Origin of the sequence: Aquincola sp. J276 (assembly GCF_024700035.1) — a bacterium.
Classification (GTDB): Bacteria; Pseudomonadota; Gammaproteobacteria; order Burkholderiales; family Burkholderiaceae_C; genus Aquincola; species Aquincola tertiaricarbonis.
In genome coordinates, this window is sequence record NZ_JAJONC010000001.1 from 2892511 (window position 1) to 2906972 (window position 14462).

16 protein-coding genes are annotated in these 14462 nt (G+C 69.3%); 7 read left to right on the forward strand and 9 right to left on the reverse strand.

The features are described 5' to 3' along the window. Positions 1 to 13: 13 nt before the first annotated feature. Both LRS14_RS13280 and LRS14_RS13285 read left to right on the forward strand, forming a co-directional pair. The gene (locus tag LRS14_RS13280; protein ID WP_257799846.1) at positions 14 to 763 is read left to right on the forward strand and encodes an electron transfer flavoprotein subunit beta/FixA family protein; all 750 of its coding nucleotides are present in this window, start codon (positions 14 to 16) and stop codon (positions 761 to 763) included. A gap of 2 nt (positions 764 to 765) precedes the next feature. Beyond that, positions 766 to 1698, forward strand: a complete 933-nt coding sequence (locus tag LRS14_RS13285; RefSeq protein ID WP_257799847.1) for an electron transfer flavoprotein subunit alpha/FixB family protein — start codon at positions 766 to 768, stop codon at positions 1696 to 1698. A gap of 41 nt (positions 1699 to 1739) precedes the next feature. Here LRS14_RS13285 and LRS14_RS13290 read toward each other — a convergent pair whose 3' ends face one another. The 3 genes from LRS14_RS13290 to rsmI form a co-directional block, all read right to left on the reverse strand. Continuing rightward, complete coding sequence (locus tag LRS14_RS13290; protein ID WP_257799848.1) at positions 1740 to 2858, reverse strand: 3-deoxy-7-phosphoheptulonate synthase; 1119 nt, start codon at positions 2856 to 2858, stop codon at positions 1740 to 1742. Positions 2859 to 3061: 203 nt separating this feature from the next. Further along, on the reverse strand, positions 3062 to 4537 hold the full coding sequence (gene tldD / locus LRS14_RS13295; RefSeq protein ID WP_046113197.1) for a metalloprotease TldD: 1476 nt from the start codon (positions 4535 to 4537) through the stop codon (positions 3062 to 3064). A 61-nt stretch (positions 4538 to 4598) separates the two neighbouring features. Then, positions 4599 to 5510 (reverse strand): 16S rRNA (cytidine(1402)-2'-O)-methyltransferase, encoded by a 912-nt coding sequence (rsmI, locus tag LRS14_RS13300; protein ID WP_046113198.1) that lies wholly within the window; start codon positions 5508 to 5510, stop codon positions 4599 to 4601. Here rsmI and LRS14_RS13305 point away from each other — a divergent pair. The 3 genes from LRS14_RS13305 to LRS14_RS13315 are packed head-to-tail and all read left to right on the forward strand — an operon-like array spanning position 5503 to position 7221. Then, positions 5503 to 5925, forward strand: a complete 423-nt coding sequence (locus LRS14_RS13305; RefSeq protein WP_375136394.1) for a YraN family protein — start codon at positions 5503 to 5505, stop codon at positions 5923 to 5925. The two genes, rsmI and LRS14_RS13305, sit on opposite strands and share 8 nt — an antisense overlap. Positions 5926 to 5983: 58 nt before the next feature. Beyond that, on the forward strand, positions 5984 to 6583 hold the full coding sequence (locus LRS14_RS13310) for an SIS domain-containing protein (RefSeq protein WP_046113200.1): 600 nt from the start codon (positions 5984 to 5986) through the stop codon (positions 6581 to 6583). Then, a complete protein-coding gene (locus LRS14_RS13315) occupies positions 6580 to 7221 on the forward strand; it encodes a BON domain-containing protein (RefSeq protein ID WP_257799851.1) in 642 nt (213 codons plus the stop codon). The genes LRS14_RS13310 and LRS14_RS13315 overlap by 4 nt, the downstream gene beginning before the upstream one ends. Before the next feature lie 40 nt (positions 7222 to 7261). Here the strand turns inward: LRS14_RS13315 and LRS14_RS13320 are convergent, their stop codons facing one another. The 4 genes from LRS14_RS13320 to LRS14_RS13335 are packed head-to-tail and all read right to left on the reverse strand — an operon-like array spanning position 7262 to position 10977. Next, positions 7262 to 8110, reverse strand: coding sequence for a hypothetical protein (locus LRS14_RS13320; RefSeq protein ID WP_257799852.1), 849 nt, complete (start codon positions 8108 to 8110; stop codon positions 7262 to 7264). Between the two features lie 54 nt (positions 8111 to 8164). Then, positions 8165 to 9301: a PilT/PilU family type 4a pilus ATPase gene (locus LRS14_RS13325; protein WP_257799853.1), complete on the reverse strand. Its 1137-nt coding sequence runs from the start codon at positions 9299 to 9301 to the stop codon at positions 8165 to 8167. A 33-nt stretch (positions 9302 to 9334) separates the two neighbouring features. Continuing rightward, positions 9335 to 9925 carry a Crp/Fnr family transcriptional regulator gene (locus tag LRS14_RS13330; protein ID WP_257799854.1) on the reverse strand — a complete coding sequence of 197 codons (591 nt, stop codon included), beginning with the start codon at positions 9923 to 9925 and terminating at the stop codon, positions 9335 to 9337. A gap of 8 nt (positions 9926 to 9933) precedes the next feature. After that, positions 9934 to 10977, reverse strand: coding sequence for a type IV pilus twitching motility protein PilT (locus LRS14_RS13335; protein ID WP_046113205.1), 1044 nt, complete (start codon positions 10975 to 10977; stop codon positions 9934 to 9936). A 48-nt stretch (positions 10978 to 11025) separates the two neighbouring features. Here LRS14_RS13335 and LRS14_RS13340 point away from each other — a divergent pair, with 48 nt between their 5' ends. Then, on the forward strand, positions 11026 to 11727 hold the full coding sequence (locus LRS14_RS13340; RefSeq protein ID WP_257799855.1) for a YggS family pyridoxal phosphate-dependent enzyme: 702 nt from the start codon (positions 11026 to 11028) through the stop codon (positions 11725 to 11727). Positions 11728 to 11990: 263 nt separating this feature from the next. Here LRS14_RS13340 and LRS14_RS13345 read toward each other — a convergent pair whose 3' ends face one another. Beyond that, positions 11991 to 12185: a hypothetical protein gene (locus tag LRS14_RS13345; RefSeq protein WP_257799856.1), complete on the reverse strand. Its 195-nt coding sequence runs from the start codon at positions 12183 to 12185 to the stop codon at positions 11991 to 11993. A gap of 362 nt (positions 12186 to 12547) precedes the next feature. Between LRS14_RS13345 and LRS14_RS13350 the strand changes: the two genes are divergently transcribed. Continuing rightward, positions 12548 to 13519, forward strand: coding sequence for a hypothetical protein (locus LRS14_RS13350; protein ID WP_257799857.1), 972 nt, complete (start codon positions 12548 to 12550; stop codon positions 13517 to 13519). On the opposite strand, the gene LRS14_RS13355 is transcribed toward LRS14_RS13350, so the two are convergent. After that, positions 13446 to 14405, reverse strand: a complete 960-nt coding sequence (locus tag LRS14_RS13355; RefSeq protein WP_257800475.1) for a branched-chain amino acid ABC transporter permease — start codon at positions 14403 to 14405, stop codon at positions 13446 to 13448. The two genes, LRS14_RS13350 and LRS14_RS13355, sit on opposite strands and share 74 nt — an antisense overlap. Positions 14406 to 14462 lie beyond the last annotated feature (57 nt).

The window sequence follows — 14462 nt, forward strand, 5'->3', positions numbered from 1 at the left end:
AAGGAGCTGAGCTATGAAGATCCTGGTGCCCGTGAAGCGGGTGGTGGACTACAACGTCAAGGTGCGGGTCAAGGCCGACGGCACCGGCGTGGACATCGCCAACGTGAAGATGTCGATGAACCCGTTCGATGAGATCGCGGTGGAAGAGGCCGTGCGGCTGAAGGAGAAGGGCGTGGCCACCGAGGTCATCGCCGTGTCCTGCGGCCCCACGCAGTGCCAGGAGACCCTGCGCACCGCGATGGCCATCGGCGCCGACCGCGGCATCCTGGTCGAGTGCACCGACGAGCTGCAGCCGCTGGCCGTGGCCAAGCTGCTCAAGGCGCTGGTGGACAAGGAACAGCCCGGCCTGGTGATCCTGGGCAAGCAGGCCATCGACGACGACTGCAACCAGACCGGCCAGATGCTGGCCGCGCTGGCGGACCTGCCGCAGGCCACCTTCGCCTCGAAGGTGGAAGTTGCTGATGGGAAAGCATCGGTCACCCGTGAAGTCGACGGCGGCCTGGAGACCCTGTCGGTCACGCTGCCCGCGGTCATCACCACCGACCTGCGCCTGAACGAGCCGCGCTACGTCACGCTGCCCAACATCATGAAGGCCAAGAAGAAGCCGCTGGAGGTCGTCAAGCCGGCCGACCTGGGCGTCGACGTGGCCCCGCGTATCAAGACCCTGAAGGTCAGCGAGCCGCCCAAGCGCAGCGCCGGCATCAAGGTGCCCGACGTCGCCACGCTGGTGAGCAAGCTCAAGACCGAAGCCAAGGTGATCTGACCATGACCGCACTTGTTATCGCAGAACATGACAACGCGACCGTGAAGGGCGCGACCTTCAACACCGTCACTGCCGCCAGCCAGATGGGCGGCGACGTGCACGTGCTCATCGCCGGCCACAACGCGCAGGGCGCGGCCGATGCGGCGGCCAAGATCGCGGGCGTCAGCAAAGTGATCCTGGCCGAAGCCGCCGGCCTGGAGCACGGCCTGGCCGAGAACGTCGCCGCGCAGGTGCTGGCGATCGCCGGCAACTACAGCCACCTCGTCTTCCCGGCGACGGCCAGCGGCAAGAACATCGCCCCGCGCGTGGCCGCCAAGCTCGACGTCGGCCAGGTCAGCGACATCACCAAGGTGGTCAGCGCCGACACCTTCGAGCGCCCGATCTACGCCGGCAACGCCATCGCCACGGTGCAGGCGACTGACGGGGTCAAGGTCATCACCGTGCGCGGCACCGGCTTCGACGCCGCCGCGCACGAAGGTGGCAGCGCCGCAGTGGAGAAGGCCGAAGCCGCCGCCACCAGCGACAAGGCCACGTTCGTCGGCAGCGAGATCGCCAAGAACGACCGGCCCGAGCTGACGGCCGCCAAGATCATCGTCTCGGGCGGCCGGGCGATGGGCAGCAGCGACAAGTTCAACGAAGTGCTCACCCCGCTGGCCGACAAGCTGGGTGCCGCACTGGGCGCCAGCCGCGCCGCGGTGGATGCGGGCTACGCGCCCAACGACTGGCAGGTCGGCCAGACCGGCAAGATCGTCGCGCCGCAGCTGTACATCGCCGCGGGCATCTCGGGCGCCATCCAGCACCTGGCCGGCATGAAGGACAGCAAGGTCATCGTGGCCATCAACAAGGACCCCGAGGCGCCGATCTTCAGCGTGGCCGACTACGGCCTGGAGGCGGATCTGTTCAATGCGGTGCCGGAGTTGGTGAAGAGCCTGTGATCGCGCGCCCGGGCGGCCCAGGGTCGCCCGGGTAGCTCGGGTCAGCCTCTTCGCGCCTTCACCGCTCCACTCAACACCTCCAGGCACTCCAGCGAATCGTCCCAGCCCAGGCAGGCGTCGGTGATGCTCTTGCCGTACTCCAGCGCGGCGGGATCGTCCTTGCCGGCGTTGAACTTCTGGGCGCCGGCCTTCAGGTGGCTTTCCACCATCACGCCGAAGATGCAGCGGCTGCCGTCGCGCAGCTGCTGTGCCACGTCGCGGGCCACGTCCAGCTGGCGCTCGTGCTGCTTGCTGCTGTTGGCATGGCTGCAATCCACCATCAGCGCGCAGTCCAGGCCCGCGGCTTCCAATTGCTGGCACGCGGCGGCCACGTGCGTGGCATCGTAGTTGGGCGCCTTGCCGCCGCGCAGGATCACGTGGCAGTCGGCATTGCCCGACGTCTCCACGATGGCCACCTGGCCGTTCTTGTGCACCGACAGGAAGTGGTGCGGCCGTGAGGCCGACTGGATCGCGTCCATCGCGATCTTGATGTTGCCGTCGGTGCCGTTCTTGAAGCCGATCGGCGCCGACAGGCCCGAGGCCAGCTCGCGGTGCACCTGGCTTTCGGTGGTGCGCGCGCCGATGGCGCCCCAGGCGATCAGGTCGCCGATGTACTGCGGCGAGATCACGTCCAGGAACTCGCTGCCTGCCGGGATGCCCAGCCGGTTGATGTCCAGCAGCAGCTGCCGTGCCATGCGCAGGCCTTCGTCGATGCGGAAGGTCTCGTCCAGGTACGGGTCGTTGATCAGCCCTTTCCAGCCGACCGTGGTGCGCGGCTTCTCGAAGTACACGCGCATCACGATCTCCAGCGTGTCGGCGTACTTGTCGCGCTGCGCCTTGAGCTTCCTCGCGTAGTCGATCGCGGCCTCGGGGTCGTGAATGGAGCACGGGCCCATGATCACCAGCAGCCGGTCGTCCTGCTTGTGCAGGATGCGGCGGATGGCCTGCCGTGTGTCCACCACCAGCTTCTCCATCGCCGTGCCGCGGATGGGGAAGAAGCGGATCAGGTGTTCAGGCGGGGGCAGCGGCACGATGTCCTTGATGCGTTCGTCGTCGGTTCGGCTGGTGCGGTCGGGCGGCGCTTGCCAGCCTTCGCTGGCGGGTGAGCTGGTGGTGGTCATGGCGGTGTGGCTCGGTGGTGGGGGCTGCAGGGGCGAAAAAAACCGCCGGGGGTTGCCCGGCGGTTTGTGGATTCGGTTTGCTCGTTCTTTTCAGCTACGCGCTTGCCTCTCCAACCGCTGGGCGGTGCGAGAACCAAAAGTAGCCAAAAAGAACGTGGCGAATTTCATAGGTGGCGCAATGTAGCCGTGCGCTGCGGGCCGCGTCAAGCCGTGCCGCCGACGGTCAGGCCGTCGATGCGCAGCGTGGGCTGGCCCACGCCGACCGGCACGCTCTGGCCTTCCTTGCCGCAGGTGCCCACGCCGGAATCGAGCTGCATATCGTTGCCGATCATGCTTACGCGGGTCAGTGCGTCCGGGCCGTTGCCGATCAGCGTGGCGCCCTTGACGGGGTACTGGATCTTGCCGTTTTCCACCCAGAAGGCCTCGCTGGCCGAGAACACGAACTTGCCGCTGGTGATGTCGACCTGGCCGCCGCCGAAGTTGGTGGCGTACAGCCCCCGCTTCATGCTCGCGACGATCTCTTCCTTGGTCTTGTCGCCGCCCAGCATGTAGGTGTTGGTCATGCGCGGCATCGGCACGTGCGCGTAGCTCTCGCGCCGGCCGTTGCCGGTGGGCTGCACGCCCATCAGACGCGCGTTCATCGAATCCTGGATGTAGCCGCGCAGGATGCCGTCCTCGATCAGCACGGTGCGCTGCGAGGCGTTGCCCTCGTCGTCCACGTTCAGGCTGCCGCGGCGGTCGGGCAGGGTGCCGTCGTCCAGCACCGTCACGCCCTTGGCGGCCACGCGCTTGCCGATGCGGCCGCTGAAGGCGCTGCTGCCCTTGCGGTTGAAGTCGCCTTCCAGCCCGTGGCCGATGGCCTCGTGCAGCAGAATGCCCGGCCAGCCGGGGCCCAGCACCACGGTCATCTCGCCGGCCGGCGCAGGCCGCGATTCCAGGTTCACCAGCGCGGCGTTGACCGCCTGGTCGACGTACTGCTCGATCTGCTCGTCCTGGAAATAACCCAGGCCGAAGCGGCCGCCGCCGCCGCCCGAGCCTACCTCGCGGCGCACCACGCCGCCTACGGTCTGCTCGGCGATCACGGTGACCGACAGCCGCACCAGCGGCCGCACGTCGGCAGCGCGGGTGCCGTCGGCACGGGCCACCATCACCACGTCGTACTCGGCGGCCAGGCCGGCCATCACCTGCACGATGCGCGGGTCCTTGCTGCGGGCGAGCTTCTCGGTCTTCTCGAGCAGCGCCACCTTCTGCGCGCTGTCCAGCGTGCCGATGGGGTCGGTGGGGCCGTACAGCGTGCGGCTGCCCACCACCTTGCCCTTGCCGGGCACCTTTACCCGCACGCTCTGGCCGGCCGCGGCGATGGTGCGCACGGTGCGCGCCGCATCCAGCAGCGAGGCTTCGGAGATGTCGTCGGAGTAGGCGAAGGCCGTCTTCTCGCCCGCCACCGCCCGCACGCCCACGCCCTGGTCGATGCTGAAGCTGCCGCTCTTGACGATGCCTTCCTCCAGGCTCCAGCCCTCGTGGCGGGTGGTCTGGAAGTAGAGGTCGGCGTCGTCGATGCGGTGCGCGCTGATCGTGCGCAGGGCCTTGGTCAGCGCCGCATCGGTGAGCCCGAAGGGTTCGAGCAACAGGCCTTGCGCTTGCGCGAGGCGTTCGAGGGTGGGTTCGCGCGAAATCATGCGAACCAGTATAGGGAGAGGCCCCGCCTGCGACACGCGCAGGGGGACTGGCGGCGCGCTCTCAGCCGCGCAGCGCCAGCGCCCGCTGGTACAGCGCGTTGCGCGGCGCGCCGCTCACGGCCGCGGCCAGCGACACCGCCTGCTTCAGCGGCAGCTCGGCCAGCAGCAGGCCCAGCACGCGCTCGGCCTCGGGCGGCAGCGCTGCATCGTCTTCCGCGCCAGAGGCGGCCGGCGGCGCATGCACCACCAGCACGAACTCGCCGCGCTGGCGGTTGGCATCGGCGGCCAGCCAGCCGGGCAGCTCGGCCGCGGGCATCGTGGCCACGGTCTCGAACTGCTTGGTCAGCTCGCGGCCCAGCGTCACGCGGCGTGCGGGCGCGGCCTCGGCCAGCTCGCGCAACAGGGCTTCAATGCGGTGCGGTGCCTCGAACAGCACCTGCGACAGCGGCTGCGCCAGCAGCGCCTGCAGCGCGGTGCGGCGCTCGCCGGCCTTGGTCGGCAGGAAGCCGGCGAAGGCGAAGCCGCGGCTGTCGGCATCGCCCGCCACGCTCAGCGCAGCCAGCGCGCTGCTGGCGCCGGGCAGCGGCATGGTGCGCAGGCCGGCAGCCTGCACCGCGGCCACCAGGCGCGCACCGGGGTCGGACACCGCGGGCGTGCCGGCATCGCTGATGTAGGCGATGCGCTCGCCGCGCGACAGCCGGTCGACGATGGCGGCGGCGCCTTCGAATTCGTTGTGCTCATGCAGCGCCACCAGCGGCTTGTGCAGCCCCAGGTGGCGCAGCAGGCCGGCGCTGACGCGGGTGTCCTCGCAGGCCACCGCATCCACCAGCGCCAGCACATGCACCGCCCGCAGCGTGATGTCGGCCAGGTTGCCGATGGGCGTGGCCACCACGTACAGCGTGCCGGGCGGATACTGCTGCGCACCGGCCGCCTCGGCGGCGGCCTGCACGACGACGGTCAGGGCACTGGACATGTTCAACAAGCGGCGGTTGGGCAGTACGGGCGGTACCGACGGCACGAAGGCCAGCACGAAGGAAACCGGCGCCGCGGGCGAGGAGCGTGCGCTGGCGCATCTGCGGCGCCACGGACTCACGCTGGTGGAGCGCAATTATCGGGTGGCCCGCGGGCCCAGCCGCCGCGCCGGCGAGGTGGACCTGATCATGCGCGATGCCGATGGCACCCTCGTCTTCGTCGAAGTGCGGGCCCGCGCCGGGCGCAGCCACGGCGGCGCGGCCGGCAGCGTCACCGGTCTCAAGCAGCGGCGCGTGATCTACGCGGCCCAGCACTACCTGATGCGCATGAACACGCTGCCGCCCTGCCGCTTCGACGTGGTGAGCATCGAGGGCGACGAACTGCAATGGCTGGTGGCGGCGTTTGATGCGGGTTGACAAAGCAGCAACCGCGCGGGAACCGTCTTGGTGCATCCCTGTCATATCATGCGCCGCCATGCTTGAACAGCGTATCCAGCAGCAGTTCTTCGAGAGTGCCGACCTCCAGGTGCAGGCCGCGGACAGCCTTGCGCGCCCGCTGGCCGATGCGGTGCATGCGGTGCTGGGCTGCATCACCGCCGGCGGCAAGCTGATGGTGTGCGGCAGCGGCGCCTCCACCGCCGACGCGCAGCACCTGGCGGCCCAGTTCGTCGGCCGCTTCGAGCGGGAACGGCCGGGCCTGGCGGCACTGGCCCTGGGCACCGATGGCGTGCTTTCCCTGGCCCTGGCCCGCGAGGCCGGCCTGAACGAGGTGCTGGCCAAGCAGGTGCAGGCCCTGGGCTTGCCAGGAGACGTGTTGCTGGTGCTGGCCCCCGCGGGCGACGACGAAGGTGTCATCGCCGCGGTGCAGGCTGCGCATGGCAAGGAAATGACGGTCATCGTCTTCACCGGCCGCCAGGCCCCCGGGCTGGCGGCGGAGCTGATCGAGACCGATGTACATGTGGCCGTGCCGCACGACCGTGCGGCGCGAATCCGGGAAGTTCACGTGCTGGCGCTGCACTGCCTGTGCGATGCGGTGGACGTGCAACTGATGGGCGAACAGGAACCTCTTCCATGAAGTCAACGAATCACCGCTTCGGCCGCCCGGCCGTCCTGCTGCTGTCGGCGCTGGGCGCCAGCCTGCTGCTCAGCGCCTGCGCACCGCTGCTGATCGGCGGCGCGGCCGTGGGCAGCGCGCTGGTGGTCACCGACCGCCGCTCCACCGGCACCCAGCTGGACGACCAGAGCATCGAGCTCAAGGCCGTCAACCGCATCTCGCCGATCGCCGGCGACCGCGGCCACGTGAGCGCCACCAGCTACAACAAGGTGGTGCTGCTGACCGGCGAGGTGCCGGACGAAGCCATGCGCAGCCGCGTGGAACAGCAGGTGCGCGGCATCGAGGGCGTGCGCTCGGTGGTCAACGAGCTGGCCATCATGGGCCCCAGCTCGCTGACCGCCCGCTCCAACGATTCGCTGCTGACCAGCAAGGTGAAGGCCACGCTGGTGGACGCCAAGGACGTGCAGGCCAGCGCCATCAAGGTGACGACCGAACGCGGCACCGTCTACCTGATGGGCCGCGTCACCGAACGCGAAGCCGCCCGTGCCAGCGACCTGGCCCGCAGCGTCGGCGGCGTGCAGAAGGTGGTGCGCGTGTTCGAGGTGATCTCGGAAGCCGAGCTGGCCAACACCAGGCCGGCGCCCGTCGTCGAGAAGTGAGCCACCGGGCCGGCGCCGCCACGCCGGCCGGGGCACCGCATCACAGCATGCGGTCGATCAGCTTGACGGCCACGCCGGTGCCCGGCACCACGGCGTTGGCCACCTCGGAGCTCACCTCGATCAGCATCTCGCGGGTCATCACCCGCTGCAGCTTGTCCTTGAACCACTGGCCGTTGGCGATGCCGTCGCCGGTCAGGCCGTCGATCTCGACCACGCCGGTCCGGCCGTTGGCGGTCCACACGTATTCGAAGGCGAACACCGGGCGCCAGTAGAGGTACAGCTTGTCGATCAGCAGTTCGTCGTGCGCGATCTCGTGCGCGGCGATGGCCTCGCCGGTCAGGCGCGAGGTGGCAATCTGGATCACCGAGGCGATGGACACCAGGGATTCCACCGCGTTGTCCGCAGCCATCGCCTCCACGTCCTGCGCCTTGTAGTTGCGCACGTAGGCCTCCAGCGTGCTGGCGCGGATCTCGCGCTTCAGGCCGTCCAGGTGCGTGGAGAAGTCGATCTTGCGGTGGCAGGTTTCCACCGCCGGCACCACGATCTGCCGCTTGCTGCCGCGTGCGGCCACCTCGGTGGCGAAGCTGCCGATCTGCACCCGCTGCGCATGCGCGTTGTCGATGCCGACGGTGTATTCGACCTGGCAGGTGTAGTCCACCGAGCGGCGGGCGCTCACCAGCCAGAAGGGTTCGAAGCGCAGCTCCGACTTCGACAGCGACACCGTCTCGGGCTTCGGCCCGCCGGCGATCAGCGACTGCACCCGCGCCACGGTGCCGAAGGCGCCGAGCTTGCGCTTCTCGGCCTGCTCGCGCGCCGCGCGCTCGGAATACACCTCGTCGAAGACGAAGATCCGCCGTGCGGCTTCGTCGAACTTGATCTCGATGGACACCTCGCGCCTCCGCTCGCCGGTTCTGTTACAGGCGAGTTTAGGGTCGCTCGGGCCTCAGATGATGGTCAGGTGCTCGGTGCCCGAAGCCAGGTCGGCGCCGCGCAGGCGCTTGCTGTTGAGCTTGATCTGCAGGCGCAGGTCGTTCACCGAATCGGCGTTGCGCAGGGCGTCTTCGTAAGTGACGGCTTGGGCCTCGAAAAGGTCGAACAGCGCCTGGTCGAAGGTCTGCATGCCCAGCTCGCGGCTGCGCTTCATCAGCTCCTTCAGCTCGCCCACCTCGCCCTTGAAGATCATGTCGGACACCAGCGGCGTGTTCAGCAGCACTTCCACCGCCGCCACGCGGCCCTTGCCTTCCTGGCGGGGCAGCAGGCGTTGCGAGACCAGTGCCTTCAGGTTGAGCGACAGGTCCATCAGCAGCTGCTGGCGGCGCTCCTCCGGGAAGAAGTTGATCACCCGGTCCAGCGCCTGGTTGGCGCTGTTGGCATGCAGCGTGGCCATGCACAGGTGGCCCGTCTCGGCGAAGGCCACCGCATGTTCCATCGTCTCGCGGTCGCGGATCTCGCCCATCAGGATCACGTCGGGCGCCTGGCGCAGCGTGTTCTTCAGCGCGATCTCCCAGCCGTCGGTGTCCAGGCCCACCTCGCGCTGGGTGACGATGCAGTTCTTGTGCGGGTGCACGAACTCCACCGGGTCTTCGATGGTGATGATGTGGCCCTGCGAGTTCTCGTTGCGGTAGTCCACCATCGCGGCCAGCGAGGTGCTCTTGCCCGAGCCGGTGGCGCCCACGAAGATCACCAGCCCGCGCTTGGTCATCGCCACCTCCTTCAGCACCGGCGGCAGGTTCAGGCCGTCGATGGTGGGCAGCGCGGCGGGAATGGTGCGCAGCACCAGGCCCACGAAGCCCTGCTGCACGAAGGCATTGCAGCGGAAACGCCCCACGCCCTGCGGCGAGATGGCGAAGTTGCATTCCTTGGTGCGCTCGAACTCGGCCGACTGCTTGTCGTTCATCAGCGCCCGGGCCAGCGCCAGCGTGTGCTGTCCGGTCAGCGGCTGGGGCGACACCTTGGTGATCTTGCCGTCCACCTTGATGGCGGGCGGAAAGTCGGCGGTGAGGAACAGGTCGGACCCGCCGCGGGCGATCATCAGCCGCAACAGGTCGCTGACGAACTTCGAGGCCTGTTCTCTTTCCATGGTGTGTGATTCCTCGTACTGCGTTCAGTGATCTCAGGCCGGCGACAGCAGCGCGCCCAGGCGGGCGCTGAGCTGCCGCACCCGCAGCGACAGCCGGCGCGACAGCGCGGCCATCAGCGCCAGCGCGATGCGCGGCTCTTCCTGCATCAGCCGGTGGAAAGGCTCGGCCTGCAGCACCGCGATGCGGCAGGTTCCGACGGTGGTGACGAGCGAGAAGCGAGAGCCGGAATCCAGCAGCGACATTTCGCCCAGCATGTCGCCGGCGCGGGCCTCGGCCAGGCGCATGGGCTTGCTGCCGGGCACGGTGCGCTCCACCAGCAGCACGCCTTCCAGCACGATCAGCAGGTAGTCGCCGAATTCGTCCTGGCGGATCAGCGTGCGGCCGCCGGGCACCTCCACCACCTGCGGCCAGCCGGCCAGGCGCTGCAGTTCGTCGTCGGCCAGCGGCAGCACATGCGGCTCGCGCTGCCACACCTGCACGAACAGCGCGGCGCCTTCGTCGGCCGGCAGCGCGCGTGCATCCACCTGAGGCGCACGCTCGGGCCAGCTCACCCGCACGGGCGGGGGGCTGTCGTCGGCCTCGGCGGGCAGGTCGGCGGCGGGCAGGGGCAGGGGACGTGTCACGGCGGTGCTCAGCCCGGGAAGTTCTCGGGCGTCTTGGCCTTGCTGCGCGCTTCGGCCGGGGTGATGACGTTGCGGCGCACCAGGTCGGTCAGGTTCTGGTCGAGCGTCTGCATGCCCAGGCCCTGGCCCGTCTGGATGGCCGAGTACATCTGGGCGATCTTGTTCTCGCGGATCAGGTTCTTGATGGCCGAGGTGGCGATCATGATCTCGTGCGCCGCCACGCGGCCGCTGCCGTCGCGGGTCTTGCACAGCGTCTGCGAGATCACCGCCACCAGCGACTCGGACAGCATCGCGCGCACCATGTCCTTCTCGGCCGCCGGGAACACGTCGACCACGCGGTCGATGGTCTTGGCGGCGCTGCTGGTGTGCAGCGTGCCGAACACCAGGTGGCCGGTTTCGGCCGCGGTGAGCGCCAGGCGGATGGTCTCCAGGTCGCGCATTTCGCCCACCAGGATCGCGTCCGGGTCTTCACGCAGCGCCGAGCGCAGCGCGTTGGAGAAACTCAGGGTGTGCGGCCCCACCTCGCGCTGGTTGACCAGGCACTTCTTGCTCTCGTGCACGAACTCGATCGGGTCTTCCACCGTGAGCACATGGCCGTACTCGTTTTCGTTGAGGTGGTTGACCATGGCGGCCAGCGTGGTGCTCTTGCCCGAGCCGGTGGGGCCGGTGACCAGCACCATGCCGCGCGGGCGCAGCGCCAGGTCGGCGAACACCTTGGGCGCCTGCAGCTGCTCCAGCGAGAGGATCTTGCTGGGAATGGTGCGGAACACCGCGCCTGCGCCGCGGTTCTGGTTGTACGCATTGACGCGAAAGCGCGCCAGGCCCTGGATCTCGAACGAGAAGTCGCACTCCAGCGTGTCCTCGTAGGCCTTGCGCTGGGCGTCGTTCATGATGTCGTACACCATGTCGTGCACGGTCTTGTGGTCCAGCGCCTCCACGTTGATGCGCCGCACGTCGCCATGCACGCGGATCATCGGCGGCAGGCCGGCGGACAGGTGCAGGTCGGAAGCCTTGTTCTTGACCGAGAACGCGAGCAGCTGGGTGATGTCCATCAAAGCGGTCCGCCCGCAGGGGCGGCTGGGTTAGGCTCGGGATTGATTATGGTGAGCATCCCGACCCGGTTGGAACAAACTCGCGCGCGCATCGCCGCTGCCTGCAATGCCGCGCACCGCCCGCCCGACAGCGTGCAGCTGCTGGCGGTCAGCAAGACCTTCGGCGCCGACGCGGTGCAGCAGGCCTTCGATGCCGGCCAGCGCGCCTTCGGCGAGAACTACATCCAGGAGGCCCTGGCCAAGATCGACGCCCTGGCCGCGCTGCGCACGCAACTCCAATGGCACCTTATCGGCCCGATCCAGAGCAACAAAAGCCGGCCGGTGGCAGAAAGTTTCGATTGGGTGCATTCGGTCGACCGGTTGAAGATCGCGCAGCGGCTGTCGGACCAGCGGCCGCCCACCCTGCCGCCGTTACAGGTCTGCCTGCAGGTCAACATCAGTGGCGAGGCCAGCAAGAGCGGCCTGACGCCGGCCGAGCTGCCTGAAGTGGCGCGCGCCGTGGCGGCGCTGCCGCGGCTGGTGCTGCGCGGGCTGATGGCCATCCCCGAGCCGGCGCAGGACGAAGCCGCGCAGCGCGTGCCGCACCGGGCGCTGCGCGGCCTGCTGGATGAACTGCGTGCCCGGCTGGGCCATCAGGCACCGCAGCTGGACACGCTGTCCATGGGCATGAGCGCCGACCTGGAAGCCGCCATCGCCGAGGGCGCCACCATCGTGCGGGTGGGCACGGCCATCTTCGGCGGCCGCGGGTAAACGCGCCCGCCCTTCGGGACTCCCACCTTTGATGGTGGCCCGCGGCGTGCGGCTGCACTAAGTTGGTCTGCAAGGGCCTGCTTCCCCGGGCCCGGCAGGAGTGCCGCCATGAACGAGACCGCCGTCGCCGCCGACCAGGGCCTGGTGTTCCAGTGGATCGTGGGCGGTGCCGTCGTGGTGCTGTATGCCCGCGACCGCTTCCGCAACCCGCGGCCGATGCGCGCCAGCACCACCTTCTGGCGCTACTGGTCGGCCTGGTGCGGCTACCTGGGCTCGATGCTGATGCTGTTCGTGGTGCTGGGCGGCGGCATCATTGCGGTGGACACCGCCACGCTGCAGGCGCTGCTGGGCATCGACGCCAAGCAGGCCACGCTGCCCGGCCCGCTGCTGGCGGCGCTGATGCTCACCTCGCTGCTGCCGCATTCGCCGGTGCTGGGCAAGGTGGACGAAGCGGTCAAGCAGTGGTTCCAGCGCGTGGGCAACATCCCGTTCGAGGTGCGCGAGCTGAGCGCCCACCTGGCCGGCGCGCGCTACGAGCCGCCGCCCGAGCTGCTGACGCGGCTGTTGCCCACGATGGCCGAGCTGGGCGTGGATCCGGCCTGGCTGAGCGAACCGGCCGACACCCTGCGCCACCGCTGGGCGCGCAGCGTGGCGCTGTTCGCGCATGTGCAGCAGTGGGAGGGCGCGCGCGGCTATTCGCGCTACGTCGACGAGCACCGCGCGGTGCTGGCCGAGCTGCGCAGCCGCATGACGGCGCAGGCCGAGGTGCTCACCCCCCGCCGCGCTCACCGAGCTGGACCGCAACACCGACTCGCTGCTGATGGCCCACCTGCGCAAGAAGCTGGCCGCCGACATCGTGGCGCTGCAGCGAGCGGTGTGCGATTTCGCCAGCGGCGGCGTGCTGCACCGCGGCTGGAACCAGGGCCAGCGCCGCATGGCGCTGCAGGAGATGGGGCTGTCGGCCGAAGGCGAGGTGCGCGGCCCGCTGAGCTCGCACGACATCGTGCTGGTCACCGGCATCGTGTTCCTGGCGATGCTGTTCGTGCCGCTGACGATGCGCCGCTTCGTGGACCCGGAGCCGCTGTCGCTGAACCTGCGCGTGCTGGTGATGGTGCCCATCATCTACGCGCTGGCCATCGTGCTGGCGGTGTATCCCAAGTCGGTGTGGGCCTTCGCCACGCGGCGTCCGGGGGAGCGGCGGCCGGTGGCGGCCTATGCGGTCTCGGGCGCGCTGGCCGCAGTGGCAGCCTTCTTCGTCTCGCTGCTGTTCCGCTATGCCTTCGAGACGCCGGGCAACCTGCTGCAGGTGCTGTCCACGCCCGGCACCTTCGCCCGTGCCTGGCACCTGACGGTGGAGCGCTGGCCGTGGCTGCTGATGAGTTTCTTCGCCACCATCGCCATCGCCTGGGCGGCCGACGACCATGTGGCCACCGACCGGCCGCCGCCGTCCTGGCTGCGCCCGGCGGAGGCCGCGGTGCTGGCGGGTGTGTTCATGCTGCTGCAGTGGACGGTGGTGGAGGTGTTCGGCTACATCCTGCCACCGCAGCGGGCTGCCGCCATGCTGGCGAACCTGCCGCGCATGCTGCTGACCTCCGCGCTGATCGGCGCCACCATCGGCTGGTACGTGCCGCACCTGTGCCGCACCCACGGCAGCCGACGGATGGGGGGCGGCATTGCCCGGGCCGGCCCGGCTGGGCACGGCCTGAGCGGCGGTCTCGTCAGGGCCGCTTGCGCGGCCAGCGGTGCAGGATCTCACCCACCACGCCGCGCCGGAAGGCCAGCACGCAGATGATGAAGATGAGCCCGGTGACCAGGCTCACCGATTCGCCCAGGCCGTTGAACCAGGCCACGCCGGTGAGGTCGGCCAGGGCCTTGCCCAGGTCGCCGATCTTGTTCTCCAGCGCGATGATGATCAGCGCCCCGACGATGGGGCCCAGCAGCGTGCCCATGCCGCCCACCAGCGTCATCAGGATGACGGCGCCGGAGGTGGTCCACACCGCGTCGGTCAGCGTGGCGAAGCCCAGCACCAGCGTCTTGGTGGCCCCGGCCAGGCCGGCCAGCGCGGCCGACAGCACGAAGGCCACCAGCTTGAAGCGGTCCACGTCATAGCCCAGCGAAGTGGCGCGGGCCTCGTTCTCGCGGATCGAGGTGAGCACCTGGCCGAACGGCGAATTGACCGTGCGGTAGATCAGCCAGAAGCCGAAGGCGAAGAAGGCCAGCACCACATAGTACAGCGTCAGGTCGCTGGTCAGGTCCAGGCCCAGCAGCGTGCCGCGCGGCACCGATTGCAGGCCGTCTTCCCCGCCGGTGAAGGGCGCCTGCAGGAAGAAGAAGAACAGCATCTGCGACAGCGCCAGCGTGATCATCGAGAAGTAGATGCCGCTGCGGCGGATGGCCAGCCAGCCGAACGCCAGGCCGGCCAGCGCGGCCATCAGCACGCCGAAGCCGATGCCGGCCAGCGTGGGCAGGCCCCATACCTTGAGCGCATGGCCGGCGCCATAGGCCGCCGCGCCCAGGAAGGCCGCATGCCCGAAGCTCAGCAGCCCGGTGAAGCCGATCAGCAGGTTGAAGGCACAGGCGAAGAGGGCGTAGCACATCACCTTCATCACGAAGATGGGGTACGCGCCCAGCAAGGGCAGCAGGGCCACCGCCGCGAACAGCAGCGCATAGCCCAGCAGCGGCGAGCGCGCCGGGGCGGCCGCGGCCGCAGCCGCGGGGGTGGAGGTGGGAGAGGT

Coding starts and splice junctions, on each gene's coding strand:
- LRS14_RS13340 (WP_257799855.1), top strand. CDS start 11,026: ATGGTGAGCATCCCGACCCGGTTGGAACAAACTCGCGCGCGCATCGCC.
- LRS14_RS13335 (WP_046113205.1), bottom strand. CDS start 10,977: ATGGACATCACCCAGCTGCTCGCGTTCTCGGTCAAGAACAAGGCTTCC.
- LRS14_RS13325 (WP_257799853.1), bottom strand. CDS start 9,301: ATGGAAAGAGAACAGGCCTCGAAGTTCGTCAGCGACCTGTTGCGGCTG.
- LRS14_RS13350 (WP_257799857.1), top strand. CDS start 12,548: ATGGCCCACCTGCGCAAGAAGCTGGCCGCCGACATCGTGGCGCTGCAG.
- LRS14_RS13280 (WP_257799846.1), top strand. CDS start 14: ATGAAGATCCTGGTGCCCGTGAAGCGGGTGGTGGACTACAACGTCAAG.
- LRS14_RS13310 (WP_046113200.1), top strand. CDS start 5,984: ATGCTTGAACAGCGTATCCAGCAGCAGTTCTTCGAGAGTGCCGACCTC.
- LRS14_RS13285 (WP_257799847.1), top strand. CDS start 766: ATGACCGCACTTGTTATCGCAGAACATGACAACGCGACCGTGAAGGGC.
- LRS14_RS13290 (WP_257799848.1), bottom strand. CDS start 2,858: ATGACCACCACCAGCTCACCCGCCAGCGAAGGCTGGCAAGCGCCGCCC.
- LRS14_RS13315 (WP_257799851.1), top strand. CDS start 6,580: ATGAAGTCAACGAATCACCGCTTCGGCCGCCCGGCCGTCCTGCTGCTG.
- tldD (WP_046113197.1), bottom strand. CDS start 4,537: ATGATTTCGCGCGAACCCACCCTCGAACGCCTCGCGCAAGCGCAAGGC.
- rsmI (WP_046113198.1), bottom strand. CDS start 5,510: ATGTCCAGTGCCCTGACCGTCGTCGTGCAGGCCGCCGCCGAGGCGGCC.